The organism is Achromobacter sp. 77, assembly GCF_020541125.1.
Taxonomy (GTDB): domain Bacteria; phylum Pseudomonadota; class Gammaproteobacteria; order Burkholderiales; family Burkholderiaceae_B; genus Achromobacter; species Achromobacter mucicolens.
Map to the genome: position 1 here is coordinate 3,580,421 of NZ_CP059848.1, position 18,529 is coordinate 3,598,949.

Genomic DNA, 18,529 nt, shown 5'->3' on the forward strand with positions numbered 1-18,529 from the left:
GAGGTTATGCACTGGCGCCGCCCTGAAGCGCCGCGCTCGGCCGCTCAAGTGACACTGCGGCTTCCCGATCAATTATCAGACGCACCAAAAAGTGCGGCGACACATCGCCCCAGAATGAGAAATGATTAAATCCGAGCGCTTCCCAGGAGCTGACGGAATACGCGGGTTGGCTTGCGTCGTCGTTTTGCTCACGCATGCGTTCGCTATGTTCTTCATGACCACCGCGGGCCTTTACCTCGCTGGTACGGGAAAAATTGGCGTTTGGCTGTTCTTCGTCCTCAGCGCATTCCTCCTGACTCACAAGTTTCAGACATCCGGTTTTTCAGCTTCCGTACTGGCCTCGTATGCTCTCGGCCGGGTGCTGCGAATTCTGCCGCTGTTCGCCATCGCTGTTGGCGTGTACTTCGTGCTGGGCACGGCCGGCATAGATTCCGCGCGAGACGTGTGGCTCGCTCTGACGTTTCAGAAAGGCTACGCGCATCTCTGGACCATCCCCGTCGAGTTCACCTTCTACGCATGGCTCCCCCTTGTTGCAGCCCTGCTCATAGCGGCGCGCAAGCACAGCATCCGAACCGTGACGGGTGCCGCCGTCGCTCTGATAGCGATCCAGCAAGCGCTGTGGCCCCACTGGCGCACAGAAATCAACGCCGTCGGGACACAGTGGTATCTGTCGAGCTTCACGATCGGCTGCTACCTTGCCACCATCATCAACGACGTGCGCGGCCGCATTTCCGATCGGACCTCGAATGTCATCTGCGCTCTGGTCACTGCAGGGTTGGTGATGGGAAGCCCCGGCGCACGCCACGCACTTTTCGGCGTTCCCTACGACACGGCGCTGGCTGACAAATTCGTATATATCAGCGCCGCCTGGGGATTGTTCATTGTCGCGACGATCGACCTTAAGGGCGTCTTCGGCCGCTTGGTCGATTCGGCGTTCATGCGCAAGATGGGCGCCTGGAGCTATTCCGTCTACCTGTTCCACTGGCTGGTGTTCATGCACCTGCAGACGAGATTCCAGGGCAGCCCGCTCGCCATGATCGCTGCCGTGGTCATCTCAATCTTCGTTGGTGCGGCTGCCTATCGTTACTTGGAAATGCCGCTTGAACGCTTCCGCCACCGACTGCAAGCGCGGTTCCTCGCGCGCGGCGAACAGCCCCAGGGAATCGGTGCCCTAAAGCGCACGCCGCGCGCGTAGCCCCTCGTGTAGCCGCCTGGAGTCAGGCAAGAATCTCCGCACCAGCCCGGAACAAGTCGTCGAGCTGCTCGCTCGTCCAACCCAACGCCTCGGCACCCGCATTCAACGCCGGGCTGGTGCGGGAAAACTCGGCAGCTGTTTCAAATGCGAGCCGATGCAGAGGATGGGTGTTCGGGTCAGCGGCCCACGCTTCCACGTCGTGCAGCAAACCCGCTTGCATTAACGCTGCCAATGCTTGGAAGCGAGAAATGATTCGCGGTGCGGTCGAAGCCGAAGGTGGATCAATCAAGACGGGTTGCCCATTCTCGTCCGCGGTTATCAACTTCCCGGACTCTTGTCCGGACAGAAGTTCGATGTACCTTTCTTCGCTGATCCCAACCGCATTTGCCGGGATGTCGGCGCCGTGGATGTCTTCTCGGTAGAACCCAACGGGACTCGCAGAGAAATAAATCATGTTCAATACCCCAAAGCAATCCAGCGAACCGTGCCGTTCTGTCCGACGCCGGAAGGGTTATGCAAGTAAATTTCGCACTGTGACTTGCTCACCGATCGGTAAGCAGTGCACATCGCGGCAGCATCCGTGTCCGTAACACCGGTAAAGTTCGCAGTGGGAAACGCGATGGGAAATGTCACGATCACAGATCCGTTGACCGCGTTGGCGTTGCCCCATTGCATAATCAAAGCGTTGATAAAACAGAAGGGTTGACCGCTGGCTGCTTACATGGAAGCGATAAGCGCACACCCGGGCTTCGTGAGCCAATGATCTGGAAACGACGGTAGGACAGTTTGAGACATCGGCAAGCTGGCTTTTTGCACAGTCCACGACGCATGTGCCGCAAGTGGCTGGGGCAGCGGACCAGGAATGCCGATCAAGCAACAGTTATGATGCAAGCCAATCATCGCGCTACATCAAGGTTTTCCAGCATGGCCGTACCGCATCACCCGTTCCTCGCCACCGTTCTACTCATCACCGCGTGCGCCAGCGCACCCGCCTTTGCCGACGACGGCTGCATCGCGCGTGTCGATGCGGAGCTGGCCCGCATCAAACAGGCGCAAGACGTGCAACGCACGCGCGAGGCCGCCAATAATCTGGAATTGAACCGGGAGCTTTGCCAGGGCCGGCTGGACCTGCTGGACGCGCGCTTTGCGCTCAGCGACGACTTTGAAGCATGCCGCCGCGACGGCGTGCAGTTTTCGGATCGGGTCACGCGCACGCTGACGGGCGCGTCCGACGATCTCACGGATATGAAGGCGTCGTGGATCCGGACCTGTGGCCTGCACATGAAGAATTGAACGCGGACCTGCGATTGCGGCCGTTCAAGCGCCGCAACCGCAGTCATCCGCTAGCGCACGTCAAGCCGCCTTCTTTTGGGCGTCGTGCGGAAAGAAAATGGCGCGGCTGGGATCAAAGCCATAAAGGTGCGCGTATTCCGTGGCGTCGGCCGCCAGCGCCAACACCGATTCCAGAATGAAATCCGCCTTCGCGTCCGACAGCAACGCACTGAAGTTCAAGCGCACAAAGCCGGGTTTTTCGATTTCCCGGCCATCCAGAATGGCCTGACGCATCTGCAAAGACTGCGCGTCATCGATTTCCAGCAGACGATGCACGTACGGACCCGCGCACGCACATCCGCCACGAGCCTGAATGCCAAAACGGTCGCTCAGCATCCGCGTCACCAACTGCTGATGCACGAACCCGCCCTTGCCGTCGCGCACCCGGAAAGAAAAGATCGGCAGGCGATGCGCCGTCAGCGACCCCAACAGTTCCAGGCGCTCGGCGCCCTTCCACGCCGTCAGCGCCCGCTGCACGAAATGCGCGTGGCGCTGCTGCATGAAATCCGCGCCCAATGCTTCCTTGACCAGCACCACCAACGCGGCGCGGATGTCCCCCACCACGTTCGGCGTACCCGCTTCCTCACGCGACTCCAGGCTGCCGCTGTAATCATGGCCCACCGGGGACACGAACTTCACCGTGCCGCCACCCGGCCACGTCGGCGTCGTATCCAGCACCGCATCGCGGCGCACAATCAGGACGCCCGAGGCACCCGGGCCACCAATGAACTTGTGCGGCGAAAACACGATGGCGTCGATCTGCGCATCAGGCGCCGGCGACATGCGGATCGGCAGGTACGGCGCGCCGCCTGCATAGTCCCATAGCATTTTCGCGCCGGCTGCCTTCACCCGCCGCGTGATGCCTTCGACGTCCGCGACGATACCCGTCACATTCGACGCCGCCGACAGCGCGCACACGACCAGCGCGCCCGCCGGCGCGTCCAGTGCTTGCGCCAGTTGCGCCAGATCCGGCCCGCCTTCGGGGCTTTCTTCCAGTTCGACGATGTCAGCGCCGCATTCGCGCCACGGCAGGATGTTCGAATGATGCTCGTAGGGTCCGATAATGACCCGGACCTTCCGGCCAGCCGCCACCGCCGCCTTCACGCCAAACAGATTCACCAGCCGGTTGATGCCGGCCGTAGCGCCCGAGCCCGAGAAAATCACCGCGTGTTCGTCGCCCGCCCCGCAACCGCGGCCAATCGCCGCACGCGCCTCGCGCCGCAGACGCGTAATGAAGCCGCCGCAGAACGAGGCTTCCGTGTGCGAATTGGCGTAATAAGGAAGCACCTGTTCCAGCACAAAGCGCTCGACCTGCATCAGCGCACGGCCCGACGCCACGTAATCGGCGTAGACGAGCGGCTTGGAACCAAAAGGTCCATCAATGCTGGCGTCCTTTCCGATAAGCCCGTCGGCAAGCGCGGCGGCTATATCGGAAGTCTTCAAGCTGTCCTGAAACTGCTGCAAAGGCGAAGCCGGGGCGCCTGCGGGCGCACCGGCGAGGGTCGTATTCATGAGGCGATAGATCCGAAAAGTTCGGAAATATCATACGATGGATGCCCAGATGAAACATCACCGTTTTTTTGCTGTTTTTTCGCACAAACGGGTCATATGATCGAATCTATGGAAAAAATAGACAAGCTTGATCTAAGCATCATCAACTGCCTGCAAAAAGACGGTTCCTTGTCGCAGCGCGAACTAGCCGATCGGGTCGGCCTGTCCCAGAACGCATGCTGGCGCAGGCTTCAACGCTTGAACGCATGCGGCATCATCCGCGGCACGCGCGCAGAGGTCAGCCTTGTCGCCCTGGGCCTGGATCTGACCGTCTTTGTCATGATCCGCACCAGCCACCATGCCAAGGCCTGGGCTGACGGATTCCGCCAGCACGTCGAACGACTACCCGAAGTCACCGAGTTCTATCGCATCGGCGGCGATTGGGACTACCTGATCAAAGTCGTCTGCCGCGGCATGGCAGGGTACGACCGCTTCTATCAGAAGCTGATCACGGATTTTGAGCTCTCCACGGTGACGGGGTTCTTCAGCATGGAAGCCATTATCGAAAACCGACCGCCTGATTTGCGGCTGCTGGAGGATTGAGGGGAATCGGGCGGCGTCGCTGATGACCGCATGTTTTTACCGGCTGCTTGCGCCCTGACGGTCATGTGTTTCAATACCGGCTACCTATGCCCTACCATTCACAGGTTTAAATGCCAGCCGCCCTTTCAAAACGGCCCGGCGTTTCGCTTGCCAGTTGCCGGTGTAAAAACGGCAATGCGTCTACGGTGCCGCCAGTCCGTTAAAATGCTTCGCACCGTGCGTAAGCACCCCTGTCAAGTAGACACTGGCTGATAGACGATCGGAGCAAGGGTTAACCGAGGCATGAATTGCACCGGCGGTAGGCCACCCAGCGATTCGTGTGGGCGGTATTCGTTGTAATCGACCAGCCATCGGTCGGTAATTGCTTGAACCTGCTCGAGGTTGGCGAACAGATGTGCATTAAGAACTTCGGTGCGATAAGTGCGATTGAACCGCTCGATAAAGGCGTTTTGATTCGGCTTTCCCGGTTGGATATAGCGGATCGAAATGCCTTGGGCTGCGGCCCACTCGGTAAAGGCGTCGGAGATCATCTCCGGGCCGTTGTCCAGGCGTATTGCGTCGGGAAGCCCATAGCAATCGATCAAGCGGCTCAATACGCGAATCAGGCGCGCCGAAGGAATGGACACGCCTATCTCGATGGCTAGGCATTCCCGATTGGCTTCGTCGATCACGTTCAGCGTTCTGAATCGTCGGCCGCAATAGAGCGCGTCATGCATGAAGTCCAGCGCCCAACAGCGGTTGGGCTCCGTGGCCAGGTCCAGCGGCTGCCGAGGCCGTTCCGGTAGCCGCTTCTTGCAGCGCCGAGGCAAGTTCAAGCCCATGTCGCAGTACACCCGATGAACGCGCTTCTTATTCCAGCAACGGCCGTCGAGCCGCAGTCGGGAAAAGCATTTCCAAAATCCCCAGCGGCCATGCCGGCTAACAATGGCATTGAGCGCATCAATGACTGACGCATCTCGTTCAGATGCGGGCATTGGCCTCTTGTAGTACGCCGCCCGCGATAGGCCGGCAATCTGACAAGCGCGCGTGATTGAAAGCTTGGCTTGCACCAACTGTTCCACCACCTCGCGCCTGGCCGACGGCGTCAGGATTTTCGGTTTAGGACGTCCTTGATCGCCGCATTCTCCAGCGCCAAGTCAGCAAACATGCGCTTGAGCTTGGCGTTCTCAGCCTCCAGCTCGCGCAGTCGTTGCAACTCGGACACTTGAACACCCGAGTACTTGCTCTTCCACAGGTAGTACGTAGCGTTGCTGATGCCGTGTTTGCGGCATAGTTCGGCGACCGGCATGCCGGCTTCGCCCTCCTTCAACACGGCAACGATCTGGCTCTCTGTAAATCTGCTTTTCTTCAAGGGAGTCTCCGACTCATGGAGGCTCCGAAATTCTACCGGCTGGTGCCTACCTGAAAGGGGAGCTTACGCCGCGTTCTGCATCTGGAGCATGCGAGACCGCCGTATCCAGCGGACGCTTGCGCGCTGACGATGACACTGTCGGGCCCTTTCCGCTTGGCAATTCGCGGGCCGAATGGCTGCGGCAAAAGCGCGTTGCTACCGATGCTGGCGGGGGAGTTGATTCCGCACGAAGGCCTCTGCGACGTACGCGTGCCGACAGCGATGCTAGATCAGCGGGCGTCCGTCATTCCGGAAGATAAGTCCCTGCTGGAGACGCTTCATGCGCTGGGCGCCACGTTATCGGAAGGTGACCTTCGCAGCCGGTTGGCGTTGCTGGGCCTGGGATCCGAGCAGGTCAATGCGCCCGCAGGGACCTTGAGCGGCGGGGAGCGCCTCAAGGCTGCCCTGGCATGTGCATTGTGGCGGAAAGCGCCCGCGCAGTTGCTACTGCTGGATGAGCCGACGAATCATTTGGATATTGAGTCGGCGGAGGCGATGGAGAAGGCGCTGCGAGGGTATCCCGGTGCGATGGTCGTGGTGTCGCATGATGAGGCGTTTTTGGAGGGGATTGCGCCTACGCATGAAATGTTTTGGGAGTTCCAAGGCTGGCGGATCACTGCGGCATAACACATTGGCCGATGACGTATACGTTAGAGATCTAATCAAATTCAATAGAAGATCGAGTACTCACGGGGACCCAATGTCGAGCGCTTGGTTGACCATTTACGGACACGGCTACTTATCCTTAAACGGCTTAACAACGACGCTTCCAGCCAAACCCGCGTATCCCCCAATCGCGGCAATGCAGAGACCGACAATCCCAAGCCAAAACGAGATTTCAGATCCTAAATATGCGACCCCCCAACCAACTCCTACAAGGAGAAACTGAATTGACGAACGAATATTTCCGTCCTTGATGATAATTCTCTTGATCGCATTATTTGAATGGGACGCCAAGATTAATTCCTTTAACGAACTCGCCAATTTCAGTTGATACGGGGCTGCCCGCGTACAGGCCGGACTGCTCGATAACGCTGTCGCAGTTGGGCTTGGACGTGCCGATACTAGCGCCGAGACAAGCGCTGCCAGTCATGGAGCCAAAGCCGAAACTGCCTCCCGCATTGACCTTGCTTTGCCTGGCGTTGTGGCAGTCCGTGCGTGGTGGCTTGCCACGCTCAATTGTGGCCGAAGTCGGCTCGGCTACCCGGGAAGCACTACGGCAGCACGAGCATGTAGCAACGCTGGGTAATCCTCTAGAGAATGATTTAGATTACGTTACCTAACAATTATCGCTACCTCCAAAGGGCTTTGTCCCCACGGCCGCCGCTTTAGACGCATACATCCCGACCGCGCCGACCACCATCCCAATGAATGCGAACAAATAGATATCAAGCCACAAACCAATCCCACACATCCCCATTCCAAAAATCGACAGCAACATACGAGTCGGCCGAGTGAAATTTCCATCCTTAATCAACGATTCGCTCACCTAAACTGCCCAATAGATTTGTCTGCACACCACTACCTTTAGCAAACTTACCTAGTTCGTTAACAACCGGATGTGTGATGACCCAATCATCCGCCACACCGGCGCAAATGGGTGCGAGGAACTTTTCGCACTGGTTTGGATACTCTTCAGTCAACAGCTTTAACATGGTTCGCGCCAACTTCTTCGCAATGCTTACTGCAATGATCTGCGCCTTGGACGGCCCCCGATCGGAAAATTAGCGCAGCGATATCGGGTATATTAGGTCGGCGTAGGCCCGATATTTACGCCAAGAAAAAAAGATCATTTTTATTTTTCGCTCTCATCTTTTCGTTTATCCAACCATTTCGGAGGATACGGTGGATCCTCAAAGGGACGAATCTTAAGAAGATAAGCCTGCGCGGAATATCCACCAAAAGCCGCAATTCCCAGCCCGACGATATATAACCACTCCGTATGCCATCGATACAGATCAGCCAAAACCAGCGCCCCCCCAAAACAACAAAAAAAACAATATATCTATAACGCATGTGTCCATCGCGGACGGCATGCCGTTCAAACAATTTCTGAAGTTCATGCCTCATTTCGCGTACCTTGATTTTAGGTATTCTCCGAGTTCGTTGAGCAGAAAGGTTCCGCCTGGCGCGGCTTTTCCCGCCGTTTGAACACCAATATCTATTAACCCCGAAATTCCGTAGGCATGCGAATTAGGCCTCATAATTTGCTCTAGTCCTCCAAACGCCCAGCCCGCAACGACTGTCTCGCTGCCCACTAGGCGGACAGCTGGGGACGCGGTACCAGAATAATAGCTTGCAGACTCTATGCCGGCGCCTATTCGTCCCATTCCGCTCGCTAGATACGCCAGGACGTCCATTCTCATTCCGCATATCGAGAAAGTCGGCTGCCGTAATGTTTCTTTGAAGCCCAGCGGCACAATCGCCTGTTACGCAATATCGAGCCATCGGGGAATGCTGCAAAAACTGAAGCCCAACGCGATCCATTGGATCGACGCGTTCCGGCGTCAGAGCGTACGAAAGCCCGGTCGGAATTGTCCCACCGCTAGCGTGGGAAACAATAAGGCCCTGAAGCTGCCGGTCCAACTCCGGCGAACCAAACTCCCTGAGGATTGGCTGTCCGCTCTGCGTTCTGCCGACCTCGATAAAGTTCGCTCCTCTGTCGCTTATGCCTTCGTAGCCGACGACCACAGCAGGTCCACCCGCGTAGGACTCGCCATTAGGCATGGCAACATCCATTTCTCGCATCTGTGCCTGCATCTGTTCAACCGTATAGCTCAGACCCTGGGCCCGTGCCTCAGCTGCAATCCTTGTGGCGAGCTCCTTCTCGTCGGGATGAAGCTGTTTGCTCTACGAACCCCCAGTGTCCAGGACGAAATTCGGGCCAGCCTTCCAAAAAATCCTCGATAAGTCCCGAGAAAGTGTCGGCATCCGATCGAACGGCGCGCGGTAGGCGTAAAACGCCGTTTCGTAACCATGCCAGCGCTCGCTTTCCGCAGCCTGGCAAGTCCTGACATTCAAGCGACATGGCGGATCTAGTGGCTCCCACTGCGGCTCAGGTCCGGACGGCCGGGTCACGCCGAAGACTTCCCAGATCCGCGCATCGTCGACGTAGGGATGCTTTTTCGGATCGGCAATCGGCTCGAATCTATGCGCAGCGTCCGCAGATGGAAAAAAATGTACGCGATTTTCAGCCGAATCGAGAAACTTTAACGAAATTCCGCACGCTACCACGCACCTCAGCCTTTCGTGTTTGGAGCGAATCAACCCACGAGCGCAATAGTTCGCCGTTTAAAAGAATGAAACTTAAATTTTGCGATTTTCCCGGAATTTACCATTTTGTTGAACTGTCCGTCTGAATCCACCCGGACTAATTCGGGGTTAGGTTGTCTGGCGGCACTAGGATGCTACTAGCTTCCCATCCTCGCCAATCCAAATCAATCCGGGCAGCTCGTAAAAATAGTAAGTCAGTTCCAGATCGTTCATACCAGTAGCCTTAACAGGCCACCTACTACGTACAAATTCCATAATTTCCGAAATCGGAGCCTTCCAATGAGCCTTTGGATCTTCAATAGTTAATTTCGGATTAGGATTTTCCGAAGAGATATAACAATCAGCGGCAGGCACGATAAACATAACTCTGCCATCATTAAGCATCCTTTCAAGAAGCAGAAAAAAAATTTCTTTCTGCTCTTCAAATGTCGCTTCTGAATTCCATCCGCACACAGCCCCAAAGAGACCAGACACCCATTGCCCAAAAGCTGCCCGAGTGATTTCGTTTTCATGCTCAATATTCATAATTACCTCAGAAATTTTATTTCCGGCCTATACCCCTTCCCCACAGCCGCGCCCGGAATGTCGATAGTCCACGCATTACCGCCCTGCACCGTGGACGAGGCAAAGTCACGCAGATTAAAATTTCCGAGCGGCGTTGTTACCACATAAATTTTTCCCTTACCCGGAATATCTCGAGCAATAGGCAATTCCGCAGCACCTGAAAGGTCTAGAAAGTATCTTTGAATTTGGGCGTCAGTCGCTCCAGAGAAGACTGCAGCATTCCCGGATTTCGGAAGCTCCGTAAAAGTCGCCGCTCCTATTCGGATAGTACCTAAAGTATTCTCGTTGAATAGATCCTTCGTTTGCTGCAAGGCGGAAATCTCGCCACTGGCGCCCTCGTTGAAAATTAACCCTGGCCCCTGCTCGTCAGGCAGCGGCGAAGTCGTCGTAGTTCCGCCCGTCGGCCCATTATTCTCCTGCCCCGGCACACCGCCCACGTTGGGTATTTGTCCCGACTGACCCGGCAACTGTGTCTCCGGAATCTTGCCGATGCCGTCACTTGGCGGAAGCCCGACCGGTGGAATTGGTTCGCCCGGCCGTCCCGGCAAACCCTCCGGCACATCACCTGCGATGAATTTCGTCACCGCAAGCAATAGCGCTTGGTTGTCCTGCAGCCCCGGCGTCTTGGCCATTAGTTCGGCCGCCAGAAGGTTGATCGTCAAATATTGTGCTGGACTGAGCACCGTTTCACGGCAAGTTGGCGAACGGAAACAAGCACTCAAGCCCGCCATCCCTCCCCGCTTTAACAGAGTCCCCACACCGTTGTTCTCTGTCTCCAACCTTGCACTGCTAACCACCGTGGCAACGTCCGCCCCCAATCCGACAGACACTCCCGCCAACAGCACGGAAACCAAGTTGTTACGAGCCTCTTTGTCCTCACGAGACAACGCTGACCCGGCTTTTCCGCTGGCTGCGTCCAGAAGCGCGTTCAACACCGATGCCGCACCAGCCCCCAAGGCGGATGCCCCACAGCCATCACCGCGTGCGGCACCGGCCGCGCAGCCCACCACCGTATGCAGTGCCGCGCGAGCGGCCTGCGCCTCAGCGCCATCTCCCAACATATCGGCGTAGAGTTTTACCTGCTGAGTCGTTAGTCCCTGCAGGTAATTCACTGCGCTGGCTCGAGCGAATTCGGAAGCGCCGCCTGTAACGTTGCCTGCCGCACCACCCAGGATCGCTGTGGCGATCAATCGATATTCGCCAGTTGGCCCCCACTTCGCTGCGTCGTCCAGCGCATCGGCTAGTCCGGCGATGCGTACAGGATCACCGCCGCCCAATTTCTTTAACTCGTTGGCCAGTTCGCTTTCCAACGCATCCGCTTCCTTCGCCCGATTCGTCAAAAACTGCCCCATCTGCCGCTGGGCTTCCGACGCAATCTCAAACCCCGCCTCGATCTTCTCCTTGTCAAAGATCGGCTTGAGCGCATTCAGCGTGTCCGACGTGTCCCGGTTCAACGCTGCGATTGTTTCGGCAGCCGTCTCACCGGTCAGCGCCAGTTGCCCCGCTTCATCACGAATGACGATCGTGCCGCCGCTGATGCCGCTTTGCGTCGTAGAACTGCTGTTGCCGCTTGCCGCGACCACGATCGGGGTGCCCATTCCAAAGCCGCTACTACCCGTCGAAACGGACGTACCCGCATCTTTGGACGCGCCTCCTGCGACTTGGCCGCCCTTGGTGGTACCCAAGTCCGAGTCGCCTGACTTCCCGCCAAACCCAAACCCGCCCCCGATGGACACCTGACTGCCGCTGTAGCGCGCCGTGTTCTTGAGATCTTCAGTGACCAGTGTTCCCGTGGTCAGCTTGTTAAGGCCGTCGGCGACCGCCTTGTCGCTGCTGGCAATGACGCTGCCGATGAGCGTGGTGTTGTTCTTGACGTCGATCAGGAAGCCGCCATCGCCCGCCCACAAGCCGGTTTGCTCAGTCACGGTCTTGAAGTTGCTGTTGATCTTGCCCGTGCTGGCGTTGGCCGAGATGCTGCTGGACCCTACGCAATATGGTGGGATGCACAGGCTTATGCCAAAACCCGCACTCTTGTTCTTCGAGTCGTACTTGCTGCTGTCTTGCAAGCGTTCCAGCAAGAGATTGCCGCCAACCGACGCGATGATCTGATCCGCCTTCGCGGCCGCACCCTTTAGCGTGGTGTCGCCGCCGGACTGGATCGCCAAGACATTGCCGGCGGTCACGTTGGTGTTGGTCCAGCTTTCGTCCTTGCCGTTGGCGTTGCCTCGACCCACCGAAGCGCCAAGTTCAAGCGTGAAGCCGTTTTGCTGCCCGCCGGAGGAGTACCCGATACCGATACTGGCGCTGCTGCTCTTGCTGGTGCTCTTTTGCTCGAAGACGTTGCGCGCGGCCTCCAGCACGATGTCGCCTTCGGCTTTGAGCACCGCGTTGTTGCCAGCCGACAGCGTGGAGCCGGTGACCGTGATGTTCGAGTCCTTGCCCGCGCCTTGCGCAACGACGGTCAGATCCTTGCCTGCGGCAACGGTCGACCCAAAGGCGCTGGAGGCGTTGCGGTCGGTTGTGCTGCTGCTCTTGCTGCTGCCTAGGCTGAGCTTGATGCTGACGCCGCCAGCTTGCTGGACCGCATTGGCGTCCTTCACATTGGCCGCTTGCTGGACGGCATCGTACGCGTTGACGGCTGCCAATGCAGTCGTCGCGCCCGCCAGCCCCTTCATCACGGAGTTGTCCGTTTTACCCGCAGCGTCAGCCATGCGCACGCCAGTCTGCACGGCATCGGCGATTGGAGTGCTGGCGGTAAGGGTCAGCCCAGACTGCTTGATCTCGTGAAATTCCCTTTCCTGCGTGGTGTCAAATGCCGCTCCGATGTTCACCTCTTTTCCGATCAAGGTGATATCGCCCTTGCGTGCAATGACGTCGCTGCCCATGATGTTGAGCGACTTGGCGGCGTTGATCAGGACATCGCCTTCAACGCTGCCAACGGTGCTGGCGTTGTGGAATACCTTTTTGCTGTCGAGCGAGTCCGTCTGTTTTCTGGAACCGTAGCTAAGACCACCCAGGGCGCCAAAGCCGGACTTCTTGACCATCTTGTAGTCGTAGCTGTCCTGGGCGTTCTGACCGGCTAGGATGTTGACGTCGCGCTCGGCGGACAGCACCAAATCCATTTGCGCGCCGACGTTCGAGCCCGATACGTTCAGGTCGCGCCCTGCCATCAGGACAGCGGTGTCGCCAGTGAAGGTAGTGGCCAGGGACTGCTCCCAGTCAACTGCCTTTTTGATGTGCGTCGTCTTCGACGACATGAACCCTTTTTTCGTGTAGTGACTTTCGTCATACGCCGAGCCGGTCTGCACGCCAGCCATCAGATTGATGTCGCGGCCCGCCCCCACGGCCAGCTGTTCGCCCGCCGTCACGTCCGCGGCACGCGCATTGACGTCCTGCCCGGCAATCAGCGTAAGGTTGCCATCCGCCGCAATCGACGAACCGACTTCCGAGCTGGTGCTCAGGTCGTGACGGTTCTTCTTGTTGCGGACCAGCGATTCACCGTGGCTTTCCTGCAGTGTGGCCAGGTTGATGTCGCGACCCGCTTGCAGGCGCGCGTCTTCCGTGGCGGTGACTTGCGAAGCCGTCAGGTTGATGTCGCGGCCGGCTTGCATGCTGAGGTTGCCGGCGTCGACGCGGGACACGCCCGAGATGTACGAACCCCACGTGGCGCCGTTGTTCTCCGAGGCGGAGGTGGACGTCAGCGCGATGTCTCGGCCTGCCGACAGGGCGACGTTGTCGCCCTTGATGAGCGAGACCAGGTTGATCAGGTCTTCGCGCGCGGCGAGGTCGAAGATGGCGCCCTGGATCCGGCCGCCGGCCTGGTTGACGATGTTGGCGGCGGTCATGACGGTGGCGTCGCGGGCGCCGATGGTGCCGCTGTTGTTGATGTCGCCGCCAGCGGTGAGCTTGACGTCGCGACCGGCCATGAGCGTGCCGTCGCCCTTCAGATCGCCTTCACGCACCAGCAGGTAGACCTGCGGGACCAGCACAGTCTCGGTCGTGCCGTCAGGCAGCGTGATGGTCTGCTCGACCAGCCAGACGAGGTCGGTGGTGAGCTGGCGTTGCTGCGCTTCCGTGAGCGCGGCGCCGAGTTTGATGCCGTTGTTCAGGGCGAAATGCGCGCCGTTGGCGAGCAGTTGCTTGTACTGGCTGTCGTTGTCGCCAAAGCCGTCCAGGAAGCGCTGGCCGGTGGTGGCCAGGATTTGGTCGGAGACGAGCTTCTGTTCATAGAAGCCGTCGCCCAGGCGACGGGGTTCGCCGGACGGCGTGAGGAATTTTGCGTCGGCGGGAATCAGGGCGTTAAGACCTCCGGGGGTGTTGCCCAAGCCCGTCTTGATGGCGCCGGATGCGCCCGCGTTGCCGACGGGAGCGCCGGGCTGTTGCAGGAGGCCGAACAGGTAGTCGCTGGAAACGGACTCGTGGTTGCCGATGAAGCGCGGGTCGGTGGCGACGACATAAGGGGCATCAGGTGTGCCGTTGACGGCGAAGAGCTGGCTGTCGGGAATCGTGGCCGGGTTGGAGACGGTGCGCACGACGTTGCCGCCGGGCAGACCGAGGCTGGCGATCAGGACGAGGCAGGCCGTCCGGCGGGATAGAGAGACGGCTAGAACGGCTCAACCCCTAGCAGATGCGTCCAGCTGAAAAGGGAGTGTCATAAATTTTGTGTTTGGGGCCTAACATGTTGCTCAAGGAGCATGTATGGCTACCAAGAAAAAGACACCGCTGAGGGAACTGCCGGCGATTCCCGCAGAGTTGGTTGATCAATTCGTCAAAGGCCCTATGACCGCCGAGGCGGTGCAGGACCTGTCGATGGCGTTCAAGAAGGCGCTGATCGAACGGGCCCTGGGAGCGGAATTGGGCCACCACCTGGGCTATCCGGCGGGCGGCGAGCGCCCCGAGCAGGCCACCAATCAACGCAACGGCAAGAGTTCCAAGACAGTCCTGACCGATGACGGGCCGCTGCGGGTGGAGATCCCACGCGACCGCGATGGCAGCTTCGCCCCGATCCTGATCCCCAAGCACGAGCGCCGCTTTACCGGGTTCGACGACAAGATCATCGCCATGTACGCCCGCGGCATGACGGTGCGCGAGATCCAAGGGTTTCTGCTCGAGCAGTACGGCACGGAAGTCTCGCCGGAGTTCGTCAGCTCGGTGACCGACGCGGTGATGGACGAGGTCACGGCCTGGCAAACGCGGCCTCTGGAGACGATGTATCCGGTGGTGTTCTTCGACGCGCTGCGGGTCAAGATCCGCGAGGACGGCGTGGTGCGCAACAAGGCCGTTTACTTGGCGCTGGCGGTGTTGCCAGACGGCACGCGCGACATCCTGGGCCTGTGGATCGAGCAGACCGAAGGCGCCAAGTTCTGGATGAAGGTGTTCAACGAGCTCAAGACCCGCGGCACGCAGGACATCCTGATCGCTGTCACTGACGGTCTGAAAGGCATGGAGCAGGCGCTGAACGCGGTGTTCCCGGCCACGACGCTGCAGACTTGCATCGTGCACCTGATCCGCTCCAGCCTGGAATACGCCAGCTGGAAGGAGCGCCGGACGGTGGCTGCGGCGCTAAGGCCGATCTACACGGCGGCGACCGTGGAGGCAGCGCTGGCCGCGCTCGTGCAGTTCGAGCAAGGCCCTTGGGGCCAACGCTACGCGCCGATCGTTGATGCATGGCGCCGGGCCTGGGACCGTGTGATCCCGTTCTTTACGTTCCCACCGGCGATCCGCAAGGTGATTTACACCACCAATGCGATCGAGAGCATTAATGCCCAACTGCGCCGCGCGGTGAAAACGCGAGGTCACTTCCCAAGCGACGAAGCCGCCACCAAGCTACTGTGGCTGGTCTTGCGCAACATCACCGGAGCCTGGGGCAGCGCCACGCACGACTGGAAGGCCGCTATGAACCAGTTCGCCGTGATTTATGCAGAACGCTTCACCGACCCGTATCGCTGAGATAGCATCCATAAGCCTGATAGAAACAACTATCAGGCTTCTAACGCCTCAAACACAAAAATACTGACACTCCCGCTGAAAAACTTCCCTATCCCGCCCAACACAAACCCACACATTTAATCCCGCCTGTGCGCCAAACACTTAGTCGAAAGAAACATCGAGCCCGGCAATCACAAAGACCAGCCGATAAAAAGATCTTGTGACTGGTCGACGCTCAAGAAACCTCCAGCCCCCCCTGCAGGTACGAAAGTCTTAACGCGGCAAGAGCCAAGCTTTACGCACCTTGTGAACTTTCAAAAACTTTCCGATGCGACGACCCACACACTTTGGTCATTCAACGAGACAGTTGTTTTCTCTACTCAGGAAATTGAAAAGTTGGAATCTTGTAGACGTGATCTGCAGAATTACCAGATTTAAAGAATATATTGTCATCCAAATGATTCTTTACGCGGTCTCGCACAGCATCAACCTCGGCATAGCGCTCGTGCATATCAAATAGAGATTCGGTAAGCTGAATATATACCGTTTCCGGACCCAGTTGCTCAACTCGGTACGCCGGCGCTGACATTAGCTTTTCCAGACCGAAAAGTTTCACGTATGCCGGACCAAATATTTGAGCCCAGAGAATGTCCGGAAGCGTCCTAGACAAGGTATGCGTGAAGACAAAAATATTGCCGGTGGACGGCGCGAACCCGTTTTCGAATCCGACCATTTTGTACTCGGTCGCAACGCTATCGCAAAATGCATACTCCACGCCAAACCGAACCGCTAGGTGCTTAAGATAGCGAGTTAACGCGTCCACGCACTTTTGCGTTTCAACGTTCACGTACATAGCATGATTGGCAGACTGAGGCCCACGCAATGGGTATGTTCTTTTTTTAAAGCGCCCCCATCCTTTCGGAGTTGATTTGCGTTTCCACATTATAGAATTTTCTGTGTCTCCTATGAGGGTGCGCACCTCCGACATTGTTAGTTGAAGATTAATTGGCTCTACGAACCCCCAGCGTCCAGGACGAAATTCGGGCAAGCCTTCCAAAAAATCCTCGATAAGTCCAGAGAAAGCGTCGGCATCCGCGAAGGAAGGCGTCAACAAAGCCGAACAATCAACATCTATAAAACGACTTTTCATTTTAGATTTCTTGAGCTTGCGAGCCCATGTTCGAACGCCCCCGCTAGCATCTTCCACCAATTCAAGCGCACCAGGCCGCAATGAGGAACCCAAATACTGCGGAACTGGCCCGTAAATAAATCCGGGGGCGACAAAAACGCATTTCTCGCCGACCCTTCCCGCCCGCCAAAAGCCACTCCCGACCCGTTTCGGGTGGCACCTTCGATTGTGTTTACCTAGAAATGGTGCGCCCTAGATGCCTTCTCCATGTGATACGAAAAGTAGTGACGTCACGAGTTTCCTCCCATCGGCAAACGTGTCCTATTTACCGTCACGTTTTCGCACGCTTTAAATTTCGTGACGGCGACAGGCTTGGTGCGGACCACGCCATCTGCAACCACAAGCTCCCGTAGAACTGCATTCGGATGCTGGTAGAGCGTCTCGTAATCTTTTCCCGCCTCGAGAACCGCAGTGATGCCATCGCTGAACTCACGGGTGTGCATGGACACGCCGATTGCATTGGGACCGCTCCACCCGCCGCCATAGGCATAGATATCGATGGGTATTCCAGCCATGACGACATACTCCGAATAGTACTTTTCGTCGATATCGGGCATGGGCATGCCGATGACGGTATTGGTGAAGCCTCGAACAATTGGATCATTGGCCTTGAAACTGTACGGCTTTGAGTTTTCTTGACACGTACGATTAAGAATGACAGTGGTTGCTACTCCAAAGTAAACTCGAAGCCGGGCATTGGCCGCGGGGTCGTATTCTTTTGGCAAGTACGGACTTTTCGGAGCACAACCAGCCACAAGACCGGACAGAACAATCATCGCCAACTTTGTTTTAACTGCCGACTGACACTTCATACGCCGCCTTTCATCGCAAACATTAGTAGAATCGGGTTCGCAAAAGACCATCCGCACTTGCGGTGTGTCTCACTTCCCGTACGCATCCCTTGGCGCCGCAAAGCGCAACGCCCCAATCTTTTCGCATTGATACGGGTACTCTGCAGTACACCGCTGTAACATGGTTCGGGCCAACTTGTTCGCAATGCTCGCTGCAATGTTTTGCGCTGCCTTAGAAGGACCTCGATTGGAAAATTCGCGAAGCGATATCGGGTACGTGTCTTCGGCAAGGCCCCGATACTCTCCGGTCTCTGCGTCGTACAGTCGAAAGTTGACGCCAACGCTGGGCTCGTACTGTTGATATCCGGCAAATCCGTTGGGTTCCCCAACGGCCACAACATACTTTGCGCCGATGGTCGCAGCGTTTTCTCTCAGTGTGCTCGGCCTGGCCGATTTCGGGTCCGACTTGCGGATCCTGATTGTCGCTGCAATTCCCCCCGCATCCATTGCGATTGGGAGTTCATTGTTCAACGCTATGCATACCGCCTCGCCTGCATAAGCAACTGAATAGGCTGTTTTTGCGCCCAAAATACCAACCTGATCGATTTTCTCTTTGAAATCGCAATCAGATATATAGATCAGAACCGGGCTGATTTTCTCCTCTGGCGGCGGATTAGCGGTTAAAGCTGCAGGTGGCGAGCCCATAATGAATGAGCAGCCAGAGAAGGCGAATAGAGAAATCACTGCAAAAGACTTCGAAGTATCAACCATTG

The 18,529-nt window shown here is 57.5% G+C and carries 14 protein-coding genes; 5 read left to right on the plus strand and 9 right to left on the minus strand.

The window, feature by feature from the left end:
* Positions 1–121 precede the first annotated feature (121 nt).
* On the plus strand, positions 122–1,195 hold the full coding sequence (locus H4P35_RS16550; protein WP_226846260.1) for an acyltransferase: 1,074 nt from the start codon (positions 122–124) through the stop codon (positions 1,193–1,195).
* A 22-nt stretch (positions 1,196–1,217) separates the two neighbouring features.
* On the opposite strand, the gene H4P35_RS16555 is transcribed toward H4P35_RS16550, so the two are convergent.
* Positions 1,218–1,649, minus strand: coding sequence for a hypothetical protein (locus H4P35_RS16555; protein WP_179689449.1), 432 nt, complete (start codon positions 1,647–1,649; stop codon positions 1,218–1,220).
* 470 nt (positions 1,650–2,119) lie between these two features.
* On the opposite strand from H4P35_RS16555, the gene H4P35_RS16560 reads away from it, so the two are divergent.
* Entirely contained in the window at positions 2,120–2,488 is a 369-nt protein-coding gene (locus tag H4P35_RS16560; protein WP_226846261.1) for a hypothetical protein, read from the plus strand.
* 60 nt (positions 2,489–2,548) lie between these two features.
* Here the strand turns inward: H4P35_RS16560 and H4P35_RS16565 are convergent, their stop codons facing one another.
* Entirely contained in the window at positions 2,549–4,039 is a 1,491-nt protein-coding gene (locus tag H4P35_RS16565) for an aminotransferase class V-fold PLP-dependent enzyme (RefSeq protein ID WP_226846262.1), read from the minus strand.
* A gap of 108 nt (positions 4,040–4,147) precedes the next feature.
* On the opposite strand from H4P35_RS16565, the gene H4P35_RS16570 reads away from it, so the two are divergent.
* On the plus strand, positions 4,148–4,621 hold the full coding sequence (locus tag H4P35_RS16570; protein ID WP_056324093.1) for an Lrp/AsnC family transcriptional regulator: 474 nt from the start codon (positions 4,148–4,150) through the stop codon (positions 4,619–4,621).
* A 233-nt stretch (positions 4,622–4,854) separates the two neighbouring features.
* Here the strand turns inward: H4P35_RS16570 and H4P35_RS16575 are convergent.
* A protein-coding gene (locus H4P35_RS16575; RefSeq protein ID WP_226846263.1) for an IS3 family transposase occupies positions 4,855–5,972 on the minus strand; the annotation gives its coding sequence in 2 pieces (ribosomal slippage) (positions 4,855–5,711 and positions 5,711–5,972; 1,119 coding nt in all).
* A gap of 129 nt (positions 5,973–6,101) precedes the next feature.
* Between H4P35_RS16575 and H4P35_RS16580 the strand changes: the two genes are divergently transcribed.
* Positions 6,102–6,638, plus strand: coding sequence for an ATP-binding cassette domain-containing protein (locus H4P35_RS16580; protein WP_226846264.1), 537 nt, complete (start codon positions 6,102–6,104; stop codon positions 6,636–6,638).
* 842 nt (positions 6,639–7,480) lie between these two features.
* On the opposite strand, the gene H4P35_RS16585 is transcribed toward H4P35_RS16580, so the two are convergent.
* From H4P35_RS16585 to H4P35_RS16595, 3 genes are all read right to left on the minus strand, one after another.
* Positions 7,481–7,666 carry a hypothetical protein gene (locus tag H4P35_RS16585; protein ID WP_226846265.1) on the minus strand — a complete coding sequence of 62 codons (186 nt, stop codon included), beginning with the start codon at positions 7,664–7,666 and terminating at the stop codon, positions 7,481–7,483.
* 1,744 nt (positions 7,667–9,410) lie between these two features.
* The gene (locus tag H4P35_RS16590) at positions 9,411–9,809 is read right to left on the minus strand and encodes a hypothetical protein (protein WP_226846266.1); all 399 of its coding nucleotides are present in this window, start codon (positions 9,807–9,809) and stop codon (positions 9,411–9,413) included.
* A 2-nt stretch (positions 9,810–9,811) separates the two neighbouring features.
* Entirely contained in the window at positions 9,812–14,380 is a 4,569-nt protein-coding gene (locus tag H4P35_RS16595) for a hemagglutinin repeat-containing protein (protein ID WP_226846267.1), read from the minus strand.
* Positions 14,381–14,546: 166 nt separating this feature from the next.
* Between H4P35_RS16595 and H4P35_RS16600 the strand changes: the two genes are divergently transcribed.
* Positions 14,547–15,797 (plus strand): IS256 family transposase, encoded by a 1,251-nt coding sequence (locus H4P35_RS16600; RefSeq protein ID WP_226846268.1) that lies wholly within the window; start codon positions 14,547–14,549, stop codon positions 15,795–15,797.
* A 355-nt stretch (positions 15,798–16,152) separates the two neighbouring features.
* On the opposite strand, the gene H4P35_RS16605 is transcribed toward H4P35_RS16600, so the two are convergent.
* The 3 genes from H4P35_RS16605 to H4P35_RS16615 all read right to left on the minus strand — a co-directional run bounded on the left by H4P35_RS16605 (position 16,153) and on the right by H4P35_RS16615 (position 18,527).
* Entirely contained in the window at positions 16,153–16,926 is a 774-nt protein-coding gene (locus H4P35_RS16605; RefSeq protein WP_226846269.1) for a hypothetical protein, read from the minus strand.
* 269 nt (positions 16,927–17,195) lie between these two features.
* Positions 17,196–17,777: a hypothetical protein gene (locus H4P35_RS16610; protein ID WP_226846270.1), complete on the minus strand. Its 582-nt coding sequence runs from the start codon at positions 17,775–17,777 to the stop codon at positions 17,196–17,198.
* 69 nt (positions 17,778–17,846) lie between these two features.
* Positions 17,847–18,527, minus strand: a complete 681-nt coding sequence (locus tag H4P35_RS16615; protein WP_226846271.1) for a hypothetical protein — start codon at positions 18,525–18,527, stop codon at positions 17,847–17,849.
* Between the last annotated feature and the right edge of the window lie 2 nt (positions 18,528–18,529).

What these genes read in the sequence shown, in the direction of transcription:
- H4P35_RS16550 (WP_226846260.1), top strand. Translation starts at nt 122, where the DNA reads ATGATTAAATCCGAGCGCTTCCCAGGAGCTGACGGAATACGCGGGTTG.
- H4P35_RS16555 (WP_179689449.1), bottom strand. Translation starts at nt 1,649, where the DNA reads ATGATTTATTTCTCTGCGAGTCCCGTTGGGTTCTACCGAGAAGACATC.
- H4P35_RS16560 (WP_226846261.1), top strand. Translation starts at nt 2,120, where the DNA reads ATGGCCGTACCGCATCACCCGTTCCTCGCCACCGTTCTACTCATCACC.
- H4P35_RS16565 (WP_226846262.1), bottom strand. Translation starts at nt 4,039, where the DNA reads ATGAATACGACCCTCGCCGGTGCGCCCGCAGGCGCCCCGGCTTCGCCT.
- H4P35_RS16570 (WP_056324093.1), top strand. Translation starts at nt 4,148, where the DNA reads ATGGAAAAAATAGACAAGCTTGATCTAAGCATCATCAACTGCCTGCAA.
- H4P35_RS16580 (WP_226846264.1), top strand. Translation starts at nt 6,102, where the DNA reads ATGACACTGTCGGGCCCTTTCCGCTTGGCAATTCGCGGGCCGAATGGC.
- H4P35_RS16585 (WP_226846265.1), bottom strand. Translation starts at nt 7,666, where the DNA reads ATGTTAAAGCTGTTGACTGAAGAGTATCCAAACCAGTGCGAAAAGTTC.
- H4P35_RS16590 (WP_226846266.1), bottom strand. Translation starts at nt 9,809, where the DNA reads ATGAATATTGAGCATGAAAACGAAATCACTCGGGCAGCTTTTGGGCAA.
- H4P35_RS16600 (WP_226846268.1), top strand. Translation starts at nt 14,547, where the DNA reads ATGGCTACCAAGAAAAAGACACCGCTGAGGGAACTGCCGGCGATTCCC.
- H4P35_RS16605 (WP_226846269.1), bottom strand. Translation starts at nt 16,926, where the DNA reads ATGAAAAGTCGTTTTATAGATGTTGATTGTTCGGCTTTGTTGACGCCT.
- H4P35_RS16610 (WP_226846270.1), bottom strand. Translation starts at nt 17,777, where the DNA reads ATGAAGTGTCAGTCGGCAGTTAAAACAAAGTTGGCGATGATTGTTCTG.
- H4P35_RS16615 (WP_226846271.1), bottom strand. Translation starts at nt 18,527, where the DNA reads ATGGTTGATACTTCGAAGTCTTTTGCAGTGATTTCTCTATTCGCCTTC.